The sequence below is a fragment of the Amycolatopsis acididurans genome (assembly GCF_012328925.1).
Lineage (GTDB): Bacteria > Actinomycetota > Actinomycetes > Mycobacteriales > Pseudonocardiaceae > Amycolatopsis_E > Amycolatopsis_E acididurans.
In genome coordinates this window covers 282,167-298,765 of sequence record NZ_JAAXLS010000004.1, presented here as the reverse complement: position 1 = coordinate 298,765, position 16,599 = coordinate 282,167, and the positions used below count along the sequence as shown (strand labels likewise).

Sequence of the window (16,599 nt, the reverse complement as noted above, 5' to 3'; positions counted from 1 at the left end):
CCACCCATGGACATCATCGACACCCACTGCCACATCATCTCCGACGATCTGGCCCGCTACCCGCGGGCACCGATCGGCGGCAAGCAGTCCGGCTGGGCCACCACCCGGCCGGTCACCGCCGAGGGGATGGCCGGGCGCATGGACGAAGCCGGCATCGCGCAGGCCGTGCTCGTGCAGGCCACCACGGCTTACGGCTACGACAATTCCTACGTCCTCGACAGTCGCGCGCGGCGGCCGGACCGGTTCGTCGCCGTAGGCACCGTGGACCCATTGCGACCCGACGCCGCCGACAACCTGGCAGCCGTGACAGGCGCCGATGGTCTGGCCGGGGTGCGGCTGTTCACCAGCGGCAGCACGGTCCCCACCCAGGGCGAGTGGTTCGCGGCACCGGAGACGGATCCGTTCTGGCGCAGGGCTTCCGACCTCGGTGTCCCCGTGTGCCTGCAGATGCGGCTCGGCCCGGCGACCGCACAACTGCACGATCTGCTGCGCCGCCATCCGTCGGTATACGTACTGCTCGACCACATGGGTTACCCGGATATCGCGGCCTCCCCCACGGCTGCGGGCAAGGAGGTCGCCGAACTGGCCGTCCACCCCGGCCTGCACCTGAAGCTCACGCACCGCAACCTCGAACGCCTGCACGACGCCGGTAAGGACGCGGCCGGGTTCCTCGACCCGGTGCTGGAGTCCTTTGGCGCCAACCGGATCGCGTGGGGTTCGAACCTGCCCGCGGCAGAACAGTCGCTGCCGGAGTTGGTGGCCCTCGCACAGAAGGTGCTGGACAAGGTGCCGGAACCCGACCGCCGCGAAATCTTCACGGGCACCGCGCGGCGGCTGTACCCGGGCCTGGCGGCATAGCTCACCGCCTCGGCGAGTGGCGCCGCGCCCACCGGACCGTGGCGCGGCGCCCGGCTGGGTGTGAACTTTGTTATGGGGGCCGGGGGCGCGGACGTCGTCCACGAGACGGTCGTCGGCAACGCGACCGTCCGGAAATCCGCGCAGTCGGCGCGTCACGGTCGACGCGTGGTCGGCATGGGATCGCACACCGGCAGGCTCGCCGAGCTCGACCTGTCGGTTCTGTACCGCCGGGAGATCAGCCTGATCGGCAGCCACGGCTCGAACCGGTCCGAGATCGGCGAATTCCTCCCGCTGCTGGCCAACGGCACCCTGACCCCGGTCGTCGACTCCGTCTACCCCCTGGCAGAAGCCGCGGACGCCCAGGCCCGGCTCGACTCGCCCGACCGGTTCGGCAAGATCGTCCTGGCGATAGGCTGAGGAGAACCCTTGTGTGCGGCCCGCGAGCAGCCGTTGAAGACAGCCCGCCCGTCCTTCGGCCCGCAGGTAGCGGGCGAAGGAGTTCACGAGGTCGGTGAGCGCTTCGGCCATGTGACCGAAGTTATCGGGCGAGTGAGCGATGTGCGAACGGCCGGACCGGCGCGAAAGGCCGCGTTTCCGCTGGTCAGCCCCTCGCCTTGCTGGGCTGCACGCGCTTGGGTTCGCCCGGCATCTTGGGGTAGTCCGGCGGATACGGCATCTCTCCGAGGCCACGGTCGCGTTCGTCGCGGGCGTACCACTCCAGGGCCGTCTCGATGCCGTACGCGTGGTCGTCCATGGCGGCGTGCGGGTCGCCGTGTTCGGACAGCCAGGCCGGCACCGTGAGCACGTCGAAGTCGTCCGGGTGTGCCTCGTCCAGCTGCTCCCACGTCAGCGGCGTGGACACGGTGGCCCGTTCGGTTCCGCGCACCGACCAGCTGGACGCGACGGTGCGGTCGCGCGCGGCCTGGTTGTAGTCCAGGAACACGCGCCCGTCGCGCTCCTCCTTCCACCACGCGATCGTCGCGAGCGTCGGCATCCGCCGCTCCACCTCCCGGCCCAGCGCGATCACCGCGTGCCGCACGTCGATGAAGTCCCAGTCCGGGCGGATCCGCACGAGCACGTGCACCCCGCGCCCACCGGACGTCTTGGGGTGACCCACCAGACCCGCCTCGTCCAGGACCTCGCGCACCGTGCGCGCGACACGGACGGCGTCGCCGAAACCGGTCTCGTCGGACGGGTCGACGTCGATGCGCAGTTCGTCGGGATGGTCGACGTCGGGACGCCGCACGGGCCACGGGTGGAAGTCGAACGTGCCCAGGTTGGCCGCCCACAGCAGCGCGGCGGCCTCGGTCGGGCACACCTCCTCGGCCGTGCGGCCGGACGGGAACGTGATCCGCACCGACTCCAGCCACGGCGGCGCACCCTTCGGGACACGCTTGGCGTAGAAGAACTCGCCCGTCACGCCGTCCGGGTACCGCTTCAGCGTGGTCGGCCGGTCACGGAGCGCACGCAACAGCGGATCCGCGACGGCGAGGTAGTACTCGGCCACCTCCCGCTTGGTGATCCCCCGGGCTGGGAAGTACACCTTGTCCGGGCTGGACAACCGCACCGTGCGCTCGCCGACCTGGTATTCGACCGCTTCGCCGTTTTTGGGCACGGCTTCACCGTAGCCGCCGATCGGCGCACTCGAAGGCGAACCGCACCGATGAGCGTTGGCTGCGGGTGAAAGACGTCCGGCCGCACCCAGGCAGCTCACCATCACCACGGCTCGCGCGCCACCGGGAAAACGGCGTGCAATACCGTGGTCGCATGACCCGCCGCACCAAACTGATCGTCGCGGCCGTCGTGCTCGCCGCGGTGGTCGCGGCCGCGTTCGTGCTGCCGGTCCCCAGCCCGGCCCAGCTGCGCGACTGGGCGGCGGGCCACGGCCCGGCGACCGCGCTCCTGCTGCTGGCCGCGTATTCGATACTCACCGTGGCCCCCATCCCGCGCACAGTGTTCAACCTCGCGGCGGGACTGCTGCTCGGTGACGTCGTCGGCATCGTCGTCGCGCTGGTCGCGACCGCGATCTCCGGCATGCTCGGTTTCGGGCTCGCCCGGCTGCTCGGCCGCGATCTCGTGTCCCGCCACCTGCACCGCAAGTCCGTGCGCGCGGTCAACGAACGCCTTTCCGACGGCGGGATCCTCGCGGTCACCTCGCTGCGGCTGATCCCCGTGGTTCCCTTCGCCCCGCTCGGTTACTGCTGCGGAATCCTCGACGTGGGCTGGCGCCCGTACCTGCTCGGCACGGTGCTGGGCAGCGTCCCGGGCACGGTCGCGGTCGTCGTGCTCGGCGACGCGCTCACCGGCGGCACGCCACCGGCACTGCTCGCGTGTTATCTCGCGTTCGCGCTGGTCGGAGCGCTCGGATTGATCAAGGTGGTGCGCGGGACAGCTTACGGAAGCGCCACGAGGGCGACCGCTACACTCGGTCCGGTGCGCGAGGAGGGTGTTCGCGCTCGGTCAAGCCAAGAAATGCAGGTAGTTTCCGAGGAGTAGTCCCATCGACACCGGTCAGCTGATCGCAGGGCACTATCGCCTCGTTGAGCACATCGGCAGCGGCGCCATGGGCGTCGTGTGGCGCGCGGTCGACGAGCGCCTCGAACGCGCGGTGGCGGTGAAGCAGATTCTCGCCCAGCCGGGGCTTTCCGAGGCCGAGCGCACCAGCATGCGGCAACGGGCGATGCGCGAGGCGAAGAACGCGGCGCGTTTCCAGCATCCCAACGCGATCGTCGTCTTCGACATCGCCGAGCAGGACGGCGACCCGTGCCTGGTCATGGAGTACCTGCCGTCGAAGAGCCTGTCCGCGGTGCTGGGCGAGCAGACCACGCTGCCGCTGGGCCAGGTGGCCCGCATCGGTGAACAGGTCGCGGCCGCGCTCGTCGCGGCGCACCGCGCCGGAATCGTGCATCGCGACATCAAACCGGCGAACATCCTGATCGACGAGTCCGGTACGGCGAAGATCACCGACTTCGGCATCTCCCGCGCCGCGGGTGACCTCACCCTCACCCAGACCGGCCTCATCGGCGGCACCCCCGCCTACCTCGCGCCCGAGCTGGCCCGCGGCTCCGACCCGTCACCGGCCTCGGACGTGTTCTCCCTCGGCGCCACGCTGTACCACGCGCTGGAGGGCCAGCCGCCCTACGGCAACAGCACCAACCAGCTCGCGCTGCTCTACACGGCCGCGAACGGGCAGGTCATCCCGCCGCGCCAGTCCGGAAAGGCCACCGCGCTGCTGATGAGCCTGCTGCGCGTCGAGCCGGCGGAGCGCCCGAGCATGGCCGAGGCGCGGGACAAGCTCTCCGCGCTGGCCTCCGGCGAGCCGGAGTCCAGCGCGGGCACGCTCGTCTCTCCCCCGCTCTACGGCGGCGGCCGCCAGCCCGCGGCGGTACCGGCCGACCCGCCGCCTCCGCAGGCCCCGGCCGAGCGCCCCCCGTGGCAGCGCACGCAGAACCCGGCGGCCGCCGCTGCCGCCGCGCCGCCCCTGCAACCACGTTCGCCCCGCAATCCCACCGCGGCCTTCATCCGCCCCGACGGTCCCGCACCCCAGCAGGCCCCGGCCTCCGGTTCCGGCAAGCGCAAGGGCATCGTGATCGGTTCGGTCGCCGCGGCGGTGGTCGTCGTCGCGGCGGTGCTGCTGATCGTCCTCAACCAGGGCGGGACCTCGAAGGACGCCGGCACGACGACGCCCAACGCGTCGGGTGGCCGGCCCGCCAGCTCCGCGCCTTCCAGCGCCTCCAGCTCGGCCAGCTCAGCGGGGCTCGGCCAGACGCCCAACGCGGGCGCGGTCGGCTTCTCCCAGGCCGGAGCGGTGGTCGACCAGTACATCAGCGCCGCCGGCGGTGACGCGGCGTGGCGGCTGCTCACCCCGGCAGCCCAGGCGGTCTTCGGCAGTCAGGCGCAGTTCCAGGCCTACTGGACCGAACACAAGATCAACGGCTACCGGTCGATCCGCGCCGACAACGGCGCCAACGCCGACGGTTCGGTGGACATGTACGTCGACATCACCGGCGTCGGAAGGCCGCACTGGCGCGTGGTCAGCACCAACGGCCAGCTGCTGATCGACGCTGACACGCGCATCGGTTGATGGCCTACCGTGGTCGTATGGCCGCGAGTGAGCGCAACCACCAGTCCGACGAGGATCTGGCCGGGCTGGACCCGGACGATCCCGAGGTGCGGGCGTTCGCGGCGCATCTGGACCGGATGCGCCGGTGCGAGCCCGGTTTCACCGTGGAGTCCTCGCTGCACAAGGTCGCCGACTTCGCCGATTCCAGCAACCGAGCCGGCGGGCTGACCTGGTGGGTCGCGGCCACGGTCGCGGCGCTCATCGTGTTCGGGGTGATCGTTGCCTCATGGGACATCGTGGTCCGGGCCCTGCACTGGCTCGCCGGGTAGCCTGGAACGCATGAAACCTGTCACCGGCACGACGCCCCGGGTGGTCAAGTCCGAACAGGAATGGCGGGAGCAGCTCGCGCCGGAGGAGTACGCGGTGCTCCGCGAGGCGGCCACCGAGCGCCCGTTCACCGGCGAGTACACCGACACCAAGACCGAGGGTGTCTACGAATGCCGCGCGTGCGGCGCGGAGCTGTTCCGCAGCGACACCAAGTTCGAAAGCCACTGCGGCTGGCCGTCGTTCTTCGACCCGTCGGACTCCGACGCGGTGCTGCTGCGCGAGGACCGATCGCTGGGCATGGTGCGCACCGAGGTGCTGTGCGCGACCTGCCACAGCCACCTCGGTCACCTGTTCACCGGCGAGGGCTACCCGACGCCGACCGACCAGCGTTACTGCATCAACTCGATCTCGCTGCGGCTGACGCCGAAGGACTGACCGGCTCAGGCCCCGGCCGCGTTGTTGGCCGGTGAGGTGGTCAGCGGCGCGCTCGCGGTCGAGGCCGGCAGGTCCGACGGCGCGACGAACGTGCTTCCGTCCGGCCCCGCCTGCACGGCTTCGTGCGTGGCGCTGTGGTCGAGCAGCTGCTGCCAGGAATCGAACCAGTCGGTCCAGCCGTCCCCCGCGGTCCCGGCCAGCGGGCTGTTCGTGATGGTCACCGGGTCGCCGGGGATCTCCTCCTGGTAGTAGGTCTGCGCGGCCGCCGGCGGCATGTTGACGCAGCCGTGGCTGACGTCGACGCTGCCCTGCTGCCCCACCGACCACGAGGCGGCGTGCAGGAAGTCGCCGCTCCAGGTGAACCGGACCGACCACGGGACCTGCACGTCGTAGTAGCCGGGCCGGCCGGGTGCGATGTCGGAGGGCTTCATCTCCTGCGGGTTGGCCTTGTCGATCGTCAGGTAGGTCCCGTTCGGCGTGTCGTGGCCCGGTTTCCCGGTGCTGATCGGCCAGTCGTACTGCAGCTGACCGTTGCGGTAGAGCTGCATGTGGTGGGTGGTCGTGCTGGCCGTGACGATCAGGGAGTCGCCGATGAGGAAGGTCTGGGTCAGATCGGCGGCGCCGTAGACGCCGGGCGCGCCCTGCACCCCGTCGAGCAGCCCGGTGAAGCTGACGGTGGTGTGCGCGGGCCAGTAGTCGCGTGGCCGGAAGTCCACGTGCTCGTCGTCGATCCACGACCACGCGCCGACCACCGGCTGCGACGTGGTGACCCGCAGTGCCTGCTCCACCGCGGCCTTGTTCTTGATCGCCTTGCTGAACGTCAGCTCGATGGGCATGCCGACGCCGTAGGTGTCGTGGTCGCCCTCGAAGATGTGGGTGCGGAAGGTGCTCGACGGCGTGAGCGTGCTGAACGTGCTGGTCGCGGTCGTGGTCAGTCCCGCGGCGTCGACACCGGTCGCGGTCACCGTGTAGGTCTGGGACACGTTGAGCCCGGTGCTGCTGCGCCAGGTCGTGTGGGTCGCGTCGAGCGAGCCCGAGACCTGGTCACCACCGGTGCGCACGCTGACGTCGCGGACCTGGCCGCCCGCCGCCGTTACCACGATGGGCTGGTCGGGTGCCACGTCCCGGCCGGCGTCCGCCGGGCTGATCGTCAGCCGCACGGCCGCGACCGCGGGCCGCGCCGGTGCGGACGCCGTGGCCCCGTTCGCGGACGGGTGCGCGGGTGAGCATCCGGCCACCGCGATTCCCACTGCCGCGACGGCGATCGTCGTTGCGGTCAGCCATCGATACATAACGAGTCCCCTCTCGTCCGGCCCTTCCCATTATGAAGTCGGGCCGGCCGAGACGGGTGTCGATTTTGTTGTGGGCACGGTAGTTGTGGGCCGCGTCGTGGTGGTGTCGTGTGTCGGTCTGGTCGTTTTCGGCGTATTCGGCGGTGGATTCTCGCGGGTGGTCGAGTGCGCCGGTTCCTGGTTCTGCGGAACGGGTTGCGCGGCGCCGGAGGCGGCGCCGGTCGTCGTGACCGCGGGCGGTGGCGTGGCCGGGGCCGGCCCGCTTCCGCCCGAGGGTGTCGAAGCGTTGCTCACCGCGACGGCGATGCCGACGATCGCCGCGACCGCGAGGGCCGTGATGCCCGCGAGCACGCCGCGACGGCGTTTGTTCACACGGCCCTCGTCCGTGCCCGTCTTGGCCGCCTTGCCGAGCACCGGGGCCGGCGCGCCGGCACCGAACGCGGCCGCGGCCGCGGGCATCACCTTGGTCCCAGTGGCCGGCGGCGGTTCGGCCGGCGTCACCACCTCGGTGGGGCGCTCGGGCTGGACACGGGCCGAGGCGAGCGCGGCGGCGCCGAGCGCGACCCCGTTCTTGGGATGGATGTCGACCGCGACCGGCCGCCCCAGTTCGGCCGAAACGAGTTGCGCCACCAACGGAATGCGGGAGGAGCCGCCGACCAGCAGCACGGCGGTGACCTCGGCCGGGCTCAGCCGCGCGGAGGCCAGCGCGCGGCGCAGCGACTGGATCGTGGCCGCCAGCGACGGCGCGATCATCTCCTCGAACTCGCCGCGGGTGAGCCGTACCTCGGTCTGCGTTCCGGGCACCAGCACCGGAATCGTGGTCTCCGTGTCCGCGGAAAGCGCTTCCTTGGCCAGCACGCATTCCTTGCGCAACCGGACCACGGCCGCGACCGCGTTCGGGTCGTCCGGGTCGATCCGGGACAGCTGCCCGTCGAGCGCGCGGTCCACGTGCCCGAAGACGGCCTCGTCGAAATCGACCCCGCCGAGGTTCTCGATCCCTTCCGGCACCCCGAGGATCTCGAAACCGCGGGCGCGTTTGCGCAGCACGGTCGCGTCGAAGGTGCCGCCGCCGAGGTCGTAGACCGCGACGACGGAACCCTCGTCGAGGCGCTCCTGCGCGGCGTAGTGCGCCGCCGCCGCCTCGGGTTCGGTGATCAGGCCGGTCCTGCCGAGCCCCGCCAGGCGCGGCACCTGCGCGAACAGTTCCCGCTTGTACGGCCCCCAGTTCGCGGGATGGGTCAGCACGATCCCGGCCGGTGACTCCCCCTGCCGCTCCGACACGTGCGCGACGACGTGCCCCAGCAACCGCGCCATGAGCGAGGCGACCGACTGAGGCGCGCCGCCGAGCAGGATCGGCGTCGGATCCCCGAGCCGCCGCTTGAATTCCCTGGCCACCCGGTCGGATTCGGCGGCCGCGCGCCGGTCCGCCGCGTCGCCGACGAGCACCGTGCCGTCCGACCGCAGCAGCACCACGGACGGAATGGACGCGGTCCGGTCGCCCAGGGTCGCCATCTCGGCGTGCCCGTCGCGGTCGATCGCCGCGGCGGTGAAGGTCGTGCCGAGGTCGATGCCCAGTCCGTAACCCATGTCAGCCTCCGTGCGCGTGGTCGAGGTGGTCGTGAACGGGGACCGGATCGGCCTCGACGGCGTCGTGGTGTGTCTCCGGCTGCTCGTGCGGTTCGGGTGGTGGCTGCGGGGGTGCCGGCGGCTGGTGCGGAGTGGTCGCCGCCGGTGTCACGACCGGCGCGGGTTCTGCTCCGGTGTGGACGGTCACGTGCGGGCCGGCCAGCTCCGCGGGGTCGTGGGCCGGCTTGTCCACTATGGACAGCGAGCCGGAACGCTCGTCCTGGTGCACGGTGTCGGCCCCGCCGAAGGGATCGTCGATGTTCGCCTGCTCCTGCTCGTTGACGCCGACGCCGGGCTGCCCGTGACCGAACGCGACGCCTTCCTCCTGCCACACGTCGATCTCGCCCGTCCCGGCCGCGTCGGGACGGGTGTCGACGGTAAGGGTGTTCGATTCGTCCACGGAGATGGTGCCGTCGCGGTTTTCGTGCACCACGACGTGTTCACGTTCGGTGATGTCGAGATCGGTGCCGCCCGGGGTGCCGCTGCCCGGCACCACGAGATGCTGGTGGTCCTCGTAGACCTTGTCGTGGCCGTGGTCGTGCACGACGACGCGTTCGGTGGCGTCGACGATGAAGTTGCCGAACGCGTCCTCGCGCACGTCGATCTGCTCGAACTCCTCGATGGTCGGCACGTCCGCGCCCGGTGTGGCGGGTGCGCCCTCCGGACGCCACACGGTGTCGGTGGACGCGCCCACCGACCCGTCGGGGCCGTGCGTGACGGTCGTGTTTTCCGAGGTCGGATGCCAGGTGTGGCCTTCGGTGCCGCCGTCGGGATGCTGGTCCGGTGCGGCCGGCTCGGGCGCGGGTGCGGGTGGGGCCGGGTCCGCGTGCGCGGTGTCGCCGGTGGTCGCGGCGGTGCCCGCGAGTTCCGCGGCCACCCCGGCGGTCAGTCCCGCGGCCGCGGCGGCCGCCTTGCGGCCGGGCCGGTCGGTGCTCATGATCTCGTATCCGATCGCGCGCGGGCCAGCAGGATTCCTTCACAGGTCCGGACGAGCACGCGGGCCGCGTCCCGCACGTCGCGTGGCGAGGCGGGATGCTCGGCCCGGCGTTGCCAGCGGCGCAACTGGTCCTCCCCGGCGCGGCGGACGAGCGATTCGCCCGCGTCGTGGGGCAACCCGAGCCGGGACGGCACGTCCGCGCCCGCTCCGCCGAGCAGCCGCTCCGCGTCCACACCCTCCTCGCGCGTGAGCAGAACGGCACCGACGCGGATCTGGTCGATCAGCCGCAGTTCGGCGAACTCGTGCGCGCCGGCCACGATCCGTTCCCACTCCGGCAGCAACCGGCCGTCGGCACGCAGCACGGGCTCCACCGCCTTGAGCGCGGAGCGCGCCTTGAGCAGTCCCGCGCGCTCGGCGAACCGCGTCGTCAGCAGTGCACGCAGCTGGTGCAGGCCGCTGCGCGCCAGCAGCTCGCCCGAAAGCGCGCCCGCGGTGGTGTCGGCGCGGCTGAGCTGGATCGCGAGCCGGACGCCGAACATGCCCAGCCGGTCGAGCAGCGCCGCGCGCTCCTGCGGGGACACCTCGGCCGGTGACTCGGCGCCGGTGAAATGGTCCGCGGACAGCAGCAGCCCGCTCAGGTCCGCATCGGAGGCGGCGGCCAGCAGCCGCACGCAGCGGTACTCGCGCTCGCGCAACGACGCGGCCGAGGACGCCAGCAGCCCGGCGACCGGCACCACCGTCTGGCACAGCGCGCGGACGCGCGTGTCGCGGGCGTAGCGTTCGGCGATGCGTGCCGCGGACGTCAGCGCGTCCAGCCTGCCGTGGCCGACCTCGTCGGCGCGGGAGAGCACGCCGATCGTGTTGACCGGGTGCCGTTCGGCCGGCTCGTCATGGAAGGCCTCCATGAACCGCACGTCGTCGCCGTGCACGTGACGCATCAGGTAGATGACCGCGTCCGCGTTGTTCGTCCCGTTCTGCTCGGGCAGCAACGCGGCTTCGGTCCGCGCCGACACCGCCTGGTTCGCCGAGCCCAGCCCCGGCGTGTCGATCAGCGTCATCGAACGCAGCCACGACGAGGGCCAGTCCACGACGATGCGGTCGACCTGCTCGGGCGGCAGCTCTGCGAGATCGGGCGGCCCGAACGGCAGCTGGCGTGGCGCGCCGCCGGTGGGAAACAGCGTCGCGCGGTAGGTGGGCCCGTTCTGGTACCAGGTCACGACCCTGGTGCATTCGCTCGCGTCGGTAGCCGCCAGTTCCTGGCCCACGAGCGCGTTGAGCAGCGTCGACTTTCCCGCCTTGACCCGGCCCGCGATGGCCACCCGCAACGGTTCGTCCAGCCGGGCGGCGAGCCGGCGCAGCAGCGGTTCGGCGGGGGTGCCCGCGTAGACGGCGCCGGCGCGCCCGATCAGCGCGCGCACCTCACCGAGCAACGGCGCGTTCACCGCGACACCGCCGTGAGTGCGGGCGCGGACCGCGAGGTCAGCTCCTCGGCGCGTTTGCTCAGCAGGTCCAGCGCGGCGAGGTCCTTTTCCAGCCGCTGGAGCTCGTCGGCCTCGGCCTTGTCGTCGCGCACCGCCTGGCTGGCCGCGGCGAGCGCTTCGGCCGTGGACCGCTGGAGTTCGTCGACGCGGGCGGCGTAGGCGTCACGCAGTTCGCGCTGCACCTGGCGCATCGCGTCGCGCGAGTCCTTGCCCACCTGGAGGTTGAACTCGTCCACGAACCGGCGCACCGCGTTCTTGGCGAGCGTGCGGCGCTTCTCCAGCTGCCTGCGGCGTTCGTCGAGGAAACCGGTGCGGCCCAGCAGCAGCCCGGCGGCGAGGCCGAACGGCGTGGGAATCGCCAGCGTCGCGATCTTGGTGAGCATCGAGAACATCAGGAAACCGCTGTAGGCCTTCTGGAACGCGGCCATCCCGGTGGCGCCGCGGGCGCGGGCGGTGGTGAACGACGAGTCGATCGCGATCCGGTCGGTCACCCCGACCGGTGCGCGCACCTCGGGCGGCAGCACGGCCTGCGCCTCGGCCAGTTCGAAGTGCTCGGCGATCCGGCCGGCCAGTTCGCGGGCGTCGCGCACGAATTTGGCGTAGTTCTCCAGTGTTTCGTTGGCCAGCCGCTGGCGCAGCCATTTCTCGAACTCGGGCCAGTTCTTCGCCGGATCGCCCTCGTCGATGGCCTGCTCCCCCTCGTGCAGTACGGCGCGGGAGCGGGTGCGCAGGTCGTAGTCGGTGTCGGAGGAGATGTCGGCGAACCCGTCGGCGAGAAGTTGCTGCCAGCGCGCGGACCGGCTGCGCAGTGCGTCGACGCGGCTGTTCACCCGGTCGAGCTCGGTGACAAGCCCGGCGGATCGTTCGGGATGGGTCAGCGTGGTGCGGCGCGTGCGCAGCGCCGCGCCGAGCTGCCCGGCCGCCGACGCGACGTGCGCGCCCGCCGAGTAGACGGCGTAGCGTTCGGCGTCGGCGACCACGGTCTGCAGGCGTTCCACCAGGCGCGGGAAGCCGGATTCGACGTTGAGGTCCTGATCGGCGGAGCGCGCGGCGGTCAGGCGGAGTTCGGAGGACACCGGCAGCTGCTCGATGTGAATCCCACGCTCGGCCAGGTGGCGGGTGTTGAGTTCGAGAATGCGGCGCCACTGTGGATAGAGGTCCGTCTTGGTCAGTACGAAAAGGACGGTGGGACACAGTTCGCGGACGGTGGCGAGGAACCGTAGTTCCGCCGCGGTCAGCTCCTGCGAGGCGTCGGAGAGGAACAGCACGGCGTGGGCGCGCGGCAGGGAGCTGACGGTGACGGCGTTGTGGAGCGAGCCGAGGCCGCCGACGCCCGGGGTGTCGACCAGGACCAGCCCACCCGCGAGCAGCTGGCGTTTGATGGAGGCGGTGAGGCTGCGCAGTTTGCGGATGTTGTGCGGATTTCCCGCCTCGGAGGCGTAGGACGTGAGCTGTTCGAGCGTGATGCGCTCGGTCCAGGGCTCCGCGGCGGGGTCGGCGGGTTCGTAGGTGACGAGCGCGCCGGACTCGCCGGCGTAGCGGACCACGGTGGGCACCGCGGTGGCGATGTCGTCGTCCACCGGGCAGACCTTGGCGGTCAGCAGCGCGTTGATGAGGGAACTCTTGCCCTGCTTGAATTCCCCGACGACATAGACGGTGATGTCCGGCTCGGTCAGCAGGTGCCGGGCTTCGGTGAGCCGCCGCGCCAGGTCTTCCCGCCCGTAGGCGCGGCTGCCCCGCGCCGCGAGGTCGAGGGTGTCGAGCGCGGCGCGTACCGCGGAACTCGGCTCCTGCTGGCCGGACATCGCCATTCCTTTCGTCCGATGTGGACTAGCTGTGCGGGTCTACGTCGTGCAGGTGGTGACTTTCCAGATGCTCGTGCTCGTGCTCGAGTGGGTGCACCTCGTGGTACTCGTGCTCGGTCGAGGCCTGCTCGTTGTACTGGTGGCCCTCGTAGCCGTGGCCGGAGTGCGCCTGCTCGTTCTGGAAGACGTCGTGCCCGCGTCCGGTGGCCGCTTGTTCGTTGAACTGGTTGCCACCGCCGTGACCGGACTGGCCTTGCTCGTTCTGGAACACACTGCCCGAACCATGCCCCGTCGCGGCCTGCTCGTTGAACTGGTTGCCGCCGTGTCCGCCGGAGCCCTGCTCGTTCTGGAACACACTGCCCGAACCATGCCCCGTCGCGGCCTGCTCGTTGAACTGGTTGCCGCCGTAGCCGCCGGAGCCCTGCTCGTTCTGGAACACATCGCCCGAACCATGCCCCGTCGCAGCCTGCTCGTTGAACTGGTTCCCGCCGCCATAGCCCGCGCGCCCCTGCTCGTTCTGGAACACATCGCCCGAACCATGCCCCGTCGCAGCCTGCTCGTTGAACTGGTTCCCACCGCCATAGCCCGCGCGCCCCTGCTCGTTCTCGAAGACAACGCCGGAAGCCCGCCCCGCGGCGGCCTGCTCGTTGAACTGGTTCCCGCCGCGGCCGCCCGAGCCCTGCTCGTTCTGGAAGACGTCGCCGCTGCCGTAACCGCTCGCGGCCTGCTCGTTGAACTGATTCCCGCCGTAACCACCGGAACCCTGCTCGTTCTCCAACACATCGCCGCCGTAACCACTGGCCGCCTGCTCGTTGAACTGGTTCCCGCCGTAGCCGCCCGAGCCCTGCTCGTTCTGGAAGACGTCCCCGCTGCCGTAACCGCTCGCGGCCTGCTCGTTGAACTGGTTGCCGCCCTCGCCGGAGCCCTGCTCGTTCTGGAAGGTGTCGCCCGAAGAAGTGGTCATTTCCTTGTCTCCCTAGGTTTTCGGTGGGAGCCGGTCTCCCTGCCGTGAGACCAGTCTTGGCCCGGCCGCCGCGCGCGACATGAGTAACGGGCTACTCGGATCGCGGCGCCGGCCCGCCCCCGGCTACTCGCCCACCGGTGCCGACCTACTCTCCGGCACGCCCGCGCCCGGCATCCCGATCACCGACGCGAGCTCCCCACGGCCCGAAATCCCGAGCTTCGCGTAGACGCCGTGCAGCACGTTGTCGACCGTGCGCACCGACACCACAAGCCGGTCCGCGACCGCCCTGCTGGTGAGGCCCGTCGCCACCAGCCGGGCGATCTCCAGCTCCCGAACGGTGAGGTCAAGCGGGGTCTCCAGCAGCGACAGCGCGGGGGTGCGGGCCTCCGGACAGGTCTCCAGCCAGGCCCGTGCCCGCCGCGCCGACGCCGCCGCACTGCCCACACGGCCCACTACCCGGTGGGCCCTGGTCGCCTGTGCCGCCGCTTCCGCGGCGAGTAACCGTGCCCCGGCGGCCGCGAACCGGTCCGCGATCGCGTCGAGCGCGGTCCCGTCTCCCGCCGCGACTGCTTGACACTGCCCGGAATACAGCGGAGCGAACTCCCCGCCGACCCGCGCCGCGGTGCTCTCCAGCCGCGCGAGCACCTGCTGCGCCGCCCCGAACCGCACGATGTCGTGCAACGCCACCAGTTCCTCCGCCCACCGCTGCTCCTCGCGCGCCAGGTCCGCCGCCCCGGTCGCGAGGTCCACCGCGCGCGAGGTCTCCCCGCCGGCCGCGGCCACCCATGCCCGGCAGGACGACTCCCACCGCGCGAAGAACGGGTGCCGCGCCAGGTCCTGCTCCAGGAGCCGGTCGGCCTCCGCCACCCGCCCGGTCATCGCCACCGCGCGCACCAGGTGGGCCAGCACCGCCGTCCGGAACGGATAGGGCCGGTCGAGATCGGTGTGCGTCAGCGCTTCGCGCAGCCAGCGCACGGCGGCCGGTAGGTTTCCGTAGCCCAGCGCGACCACCCCCAGCGCCGCCGCGCATCCCGCCATCGCCGACGGCCACCGGTGCTCCAGCGCCTCCCGATAGCTTTCCGCCGCGCGATCCTCGGCCTCCTCCAGCCTGCCCGCCGCGGCCAGCGCCGCGCACCGCGCGAGTTCGAGCCGGACGCGTGCGCCGGGCACGGTCGCCTCCCGCGAATGCCGCGCCACGACGAGCCCCTCCTCGACCGCGCTCAGGCACGCGCGCGTCCGGCCGGTCTTGACCAGCGCGGAGGCCGCGACCGTCAGCGCGGCCAGCCGCCGCACGCCGGGGCAGTCCGATTCGTCCAGCACCGGCCCGACGAGTTCGAGTGCCGTACCGCAATCGCCCAGTTCGGCCAGGATCGCCGCTCGCACGACCGGATCGCTCGTCTTCGCCAGTGCGCGCGCCGGATCGCCGAGGCCGAAGGCGACGTTGGCCGCGCGCGCGGCCTCCACCCCGGACCGTTGCTCGTCGGACAGAGCGTCCTCGGCCACCTCGCCGAAGAGCCTGTCGGCCGCGTCGTGGCGGCCGCGCCCGGCCAGCAACCGCGCGAGCAGGTACCGCGCGCGAAACCCCCCGCCGAGTTGCACGGCCTGGGTGGCCAGCTGCTCGGCCTGCGCGAAATCAGTCCACACCAACGACTCCGCCACGCTGCACACGAGGCGCGGGTCGGTGGGCAGCCCCGCGGCGAGCCGCCACCGGACCAGTTTCGGCGGGTCCTCCTTGCGCCGCGCACCGGTGGCCTCCAGCATCTCCGCGAGGATCTGGTGGACTCGGCGCTGGCGCAGCGGCGACGTGCGCTGCCGGATGACCTCCCCGTAGAGCGGATGCGCGAGGCACACGGACAGCCTGCGGCCCTGGCGTTCGGAGACGATCAGCCCGGCGCGTTCCGTGGCGGCCAGCGCCGCGGCCCCGCCGAGGCGCACGAGCGGTTCGCTGCCCAGCTGGTCACCGAAGGCGAGCAGTTCCAGCAGCATCCGCTCGTCCGGATCGGCGCGTTCGGTGCGCGCGGAGATCAGCTCCACCAGGCGGGGAGTCGCGCTCAGCTCACCGGTCCAGCGCCACACGCCGTCGCGTTCGGTGAGCGTGCCGGCCTCGATCCCGCCCTGCACGAGCTCGCGGAGGAACAGCGGATTTCCCAGCGTCAGATGCCAGAGCCGGTGCTCGGCCGCCCCGTCGAGCCGCCCGCCCAGCGCGGCCTCGGCCAGTTCCGCCGTCTGCTCGCGGGACAGCTCGCGGATGTCGAGCCGTTCGGCGACCCGGTCCTTCCACATGGCGAACACCGGTCCCGGCACGTCCACCCCGTGCGGCGCGATGACCACGACGAAGGCCGTCGCGGTGGCCGCGAGCTGGTGCACCAGCGCCGCCGAGAGGTCGTCCAGCAAATGCGCGTCGTCGACGCACAGCACCAGCCGCCTGCCCTCCGCCGACCGCACCAGAGCTCCGGCCGTCTGGTTCAGCAGGCGCGCCGGGTCCGCGCTGTCGATGTTTCCGGGAAGCAAATGCGCGAAAGCCCCCAGAGAAATGGCGCGGGCCGCCGCGGTCGCGCGCACCCATAATGTGTGTGCGCCATTCGCGGTGGCTTCCGACAAAGCATGCCGGGCCAGTCGTGTTTTTCCGACACCGGCGCGCCCGGTGAGTACCAAACCACACACCTCGGGGTCCGCGAAGGCCGCACGAATCGCGGACAGTTCCGCCTCACGTCCGCGAAACGGCCACTCGATCATCATCGGCGAGCCCTCCCCACAGTCCGCGTACGACGGCCCGCCAACGATTCTGACAGGGGCCATGACGCCGCGAAA

Annotated in this window: 14 protein-coding genes; 6 read left to right on the top strand and 8 right to left on the bottom strand. The window is 71.6% G+C overall.

Going from position 1 to position 16,599, the window contains the following annotated elements; all coding sequences use genetic code 11:
• The first annotated feature begins 6 nt into the window (after positions 1 to 6).
• Positions 7 to 858, top strand: coding sequence for an amidohydrolase family protein (locus HFP15_RS09775; RefSeq protein ID WP_168513822.1), 852 nt, complete (start codon positions 7 to 9; stop codon positions 856 to 858).
• 72 nt (positions 859 to 930) lie between these two features.
• Positions 931 to 1,275 (top strand): zinc-binding dehydrogenase, encoded by a 345-nt coding sequence (locus HFP15_RS09770; protein WP_168513820.1) that lies wholly within the window; start codon positions 931 to 933, stop codon positions 1,273 to 1,275.
• Positions 1,276 to 1,459: 184 nt separating this feature from the next.
• Here HFP15_RS09770 and ligD read toward each other — a convergent pair whose 3' ends face one another.
• The gene (gene ligD, locus HFP15_RS09765) at positions 1,460 to 2,473 is read right to left on the bottom strand and encodes a non-homologous end-joining DNA ligase (protein ID WP_168513818.1); all 1,014 of its coding nucleotides are present in this window, start codon (positions 2,471 to 2,473) and stop codon (positions 1,460 to 1,462) included.
• A 152-nt stretch (positions 2,474 to 2,625) separates the two neighbouring features.
• Here ligD and HFP15_RS09760 point away from each other — a divergent pair, with 152 nt between their 5' ends.
• From HFP15_RS09760 to msrB, 4 genes are read left to right on the top strand one after another with little or no spacing between them, the layout of a single operon-like run.
• Positions 2,626 to 3,354 (top strand): TVP38/TMEM64 family protein, encoded by a 729-nt coding sequence (locus tag HFP15_RS09760; RefSeq protein ID WP_168513816.1) that lies wholly within the window; start codon positions 2,626 to 2,628, stop codon positions 3,352 to 3,354.
• Positions 3,355 to 3,373: 19 nt separating this feature from the next.
• A complete protein-coding gene (locus HFP15_RS09755; RefSeq protein WP_168513972.1) occupies positions 3,374 to 4,942 on the top strand; it encodes a serine/threonine-protein kinase in 1,569 nt (522 codons plus the stop codon).
• Positions 4,943 to 4,959: 17 nt separating this feature from the next.
• Complete coding sequence (locus HFP15_RS09750; protein ID WP_246271547.1) at positions 4,960 to 5,250, top strand: hypothetical protein; 291 nt, start codon at positions 4,960 to 4,962, stop codon at positions 5,248 to 5,250.
• Positions 5,251 to 5,260: 10 nt separating this feature from the next.
• A complete protein-coding gene (gene msrB / locus HFP15_RS09745) occupies positions 5,261 to 5,683 on the top strand; it encodes a peptide-methionine (R)-S-oxide reductase MsrB (RefSeq protein WP_168513812.1) in 423 nt (140 codons plus the stop codon).
• A 5-nt stretch (positions 5,684 to 5,688) separates the two neighbouring features.
• On the opposite strand, the gene HFP15_RS09740 is transcribed toward msrB, so the two are convergent.
• The 7 genes from HFP15_RS09740 to HFP15_RS09710 all read right to left on the bottom strand — a co-directional run bounded on the left by HFP15_RS09740 (position 5,689) and on the right by HFP15_RS09710 (position 16,524).
• Entirely contained in the window at positions 5,689 to 6,975 is a 1,287-nt protein-coding gene (locus tag HFP15_RS09740; protein WP_168513810.1) for a L,D-transpeptidase, read from the bottom strand.
• A 30-nt stretch (positions 6,976 to 7,005) separates the two neighbouring features.
• Positions 7,006 to 8,562: an Hsp70 family protein gene (locus HFP15_RS09735; protein ID WP_168513808.1), complete on the bottom strand. Its 1,557-nt coding sequence runs from the start codon at positions 8,560 to 8,562 to the stop codon at positions 7,006 to 7,008.
• A 1-nt stretch (position 8,563) separates the two neighbouring features.
• Positions 8,564 to 9,538 carry a hypothetical protein gene (locus tag HFP15_RS09730; RefSeq protein ID WP_168513806.1) on the bottom strand — a complete coding sequence of 325 codons (975 nt, stop codon included), beginning with the start codon at positions 9,536 to 9,538 and terminating at the stop codon, positions 8,564 to 8,566.
• A complete protein-coding gene (locus HFP15_RS09725) occupies positions 9,535 to 10,980 on the bottom strand; it encodes a dynamin family protein (RefSeq protein WP_168513804.1) in 1,446 nt (481 codons plus the stop codon). The genes HFP15_RS09730 and HFP15_RS09725 overlap by 4 nt, the downstream gene beginning before the upstream one ends.
• Entirely contained in the window at positions 10,977 to 12,824 is a 1,848-nt protein-coding gene (locus HFP15_RS09720) for a dynamin family protein (protein ID WP_168513802.1), read from the bottom strand. Before HFP15_RS09720 ends, HFP15_RS09725 begins: the two co-directional genes overlap by 4 nt.
• A 25-nt stretch (positions 12,825 to 12,849) precedes the next feature.
• Positions 12,850 to 13,788: a glycoprotein gene (locus HFP15_RS09715; protein ID WP_246271546.1), complete on the bottom strand. Its 939-nt coding sequence runs from the start codon at positions 13,786 to 13,788 to the stop codon at positions 12,850 to 12,852.
• A gap of 123 nt (positions 13,789 to 13,911) precedes the next feature.
• Complete coding sequence (locus tag HFP15_RS09710) at positions 13,912 to 16,524, bottom strand: helix-turn-helix transcriptional regulator (RefSeq protein ID WP_246271577.1); 2,613 nt, start codon at positions 16,522 to 16,524, stop codon at positions 13,912 to 13,914.
• Positions 16,525 to 16,599 lie beyond the last annotated feature (75 nt).

Bases quoted from the DNA above. Each gene is read 5' to 3' on its own strand.
- HFP15_RS09775 (WP_168513822.1), top strand. From the start codon at position 7: ATGGACATCATCGACACCCACTGCCACATCATCTCCGACGATCTGGCC.
- HFP15_RS09770 (WP_168513820.1), top strand. From the start codon at position 931: ATGGGGGCCGGGGGCGCGGACGTCGTCCACGAGACGGTCGTCGGCAAC.
- HFP15_RS09760 (WP_168513816.1), top strand. From the start codon at position 2,626: ATGACCCGCCGCACCAAACTGATCGTCGCGGCCGTCGTGCTCGCCGCG.
- HFP15_RS09750 (WP_246271547.1), top strand. From the start codon at position 4,960: ATGGCCGCGAGTGAGCGCAACCACCAGTCCGACGAGGATCTGGCCGGG.
- msrB (WP_168513812.1), top strand. From the start codon at position 5,261: ATGAAACCTGTCACCGGCACGACGCCCCGGGTGGTCAAGTCCGAACAG.
- HFP15_RS09740 (WP_168513810.1), bottom strand. From the start codon at position 6,975: ATGTATCGATGGCTGACCGCAACGACGATCGCCGTCGCGGCAGTGGGA.
- HFP15_RS09735 (WP_168513808.1), bottom strand. From the start codon at position 8,562: ATGGGTTACGGACTGGGCATCGACCTCGGCACGACCTTCACCGCCGCG.
- HFP15_RS09730 (WP_168513806.1), bottom strand. From the start codon at position 9,538: ATGAGCACCGACCGGCCCGGCCGCAAGGCGGCCGCCGCGGCCGCGGGA.
- HFP15_RS09720 (WP_168513802.1), bottom strand. From the start codon at position 12,824: ATGTCCGGCCAGCAGGAGCCGAGTTCCGCGGTACGCGCCGCGCTCGAC.
- HFP15_RS09715 (WP_246271546.1), bottom strand. From the start codon at position 13,788: ATGACCACTTCTTCGGGCGACACCTTCCAGAACGAGCAGGGCTCCGGC.
- HFP15_RS09710 (WP_246271577.1), bottom strand. From the start codon at position 16,524: ATGATCGAGTGGCCGTTTCGCGGACGTGAGGCGGAACTGTCCGCGATT.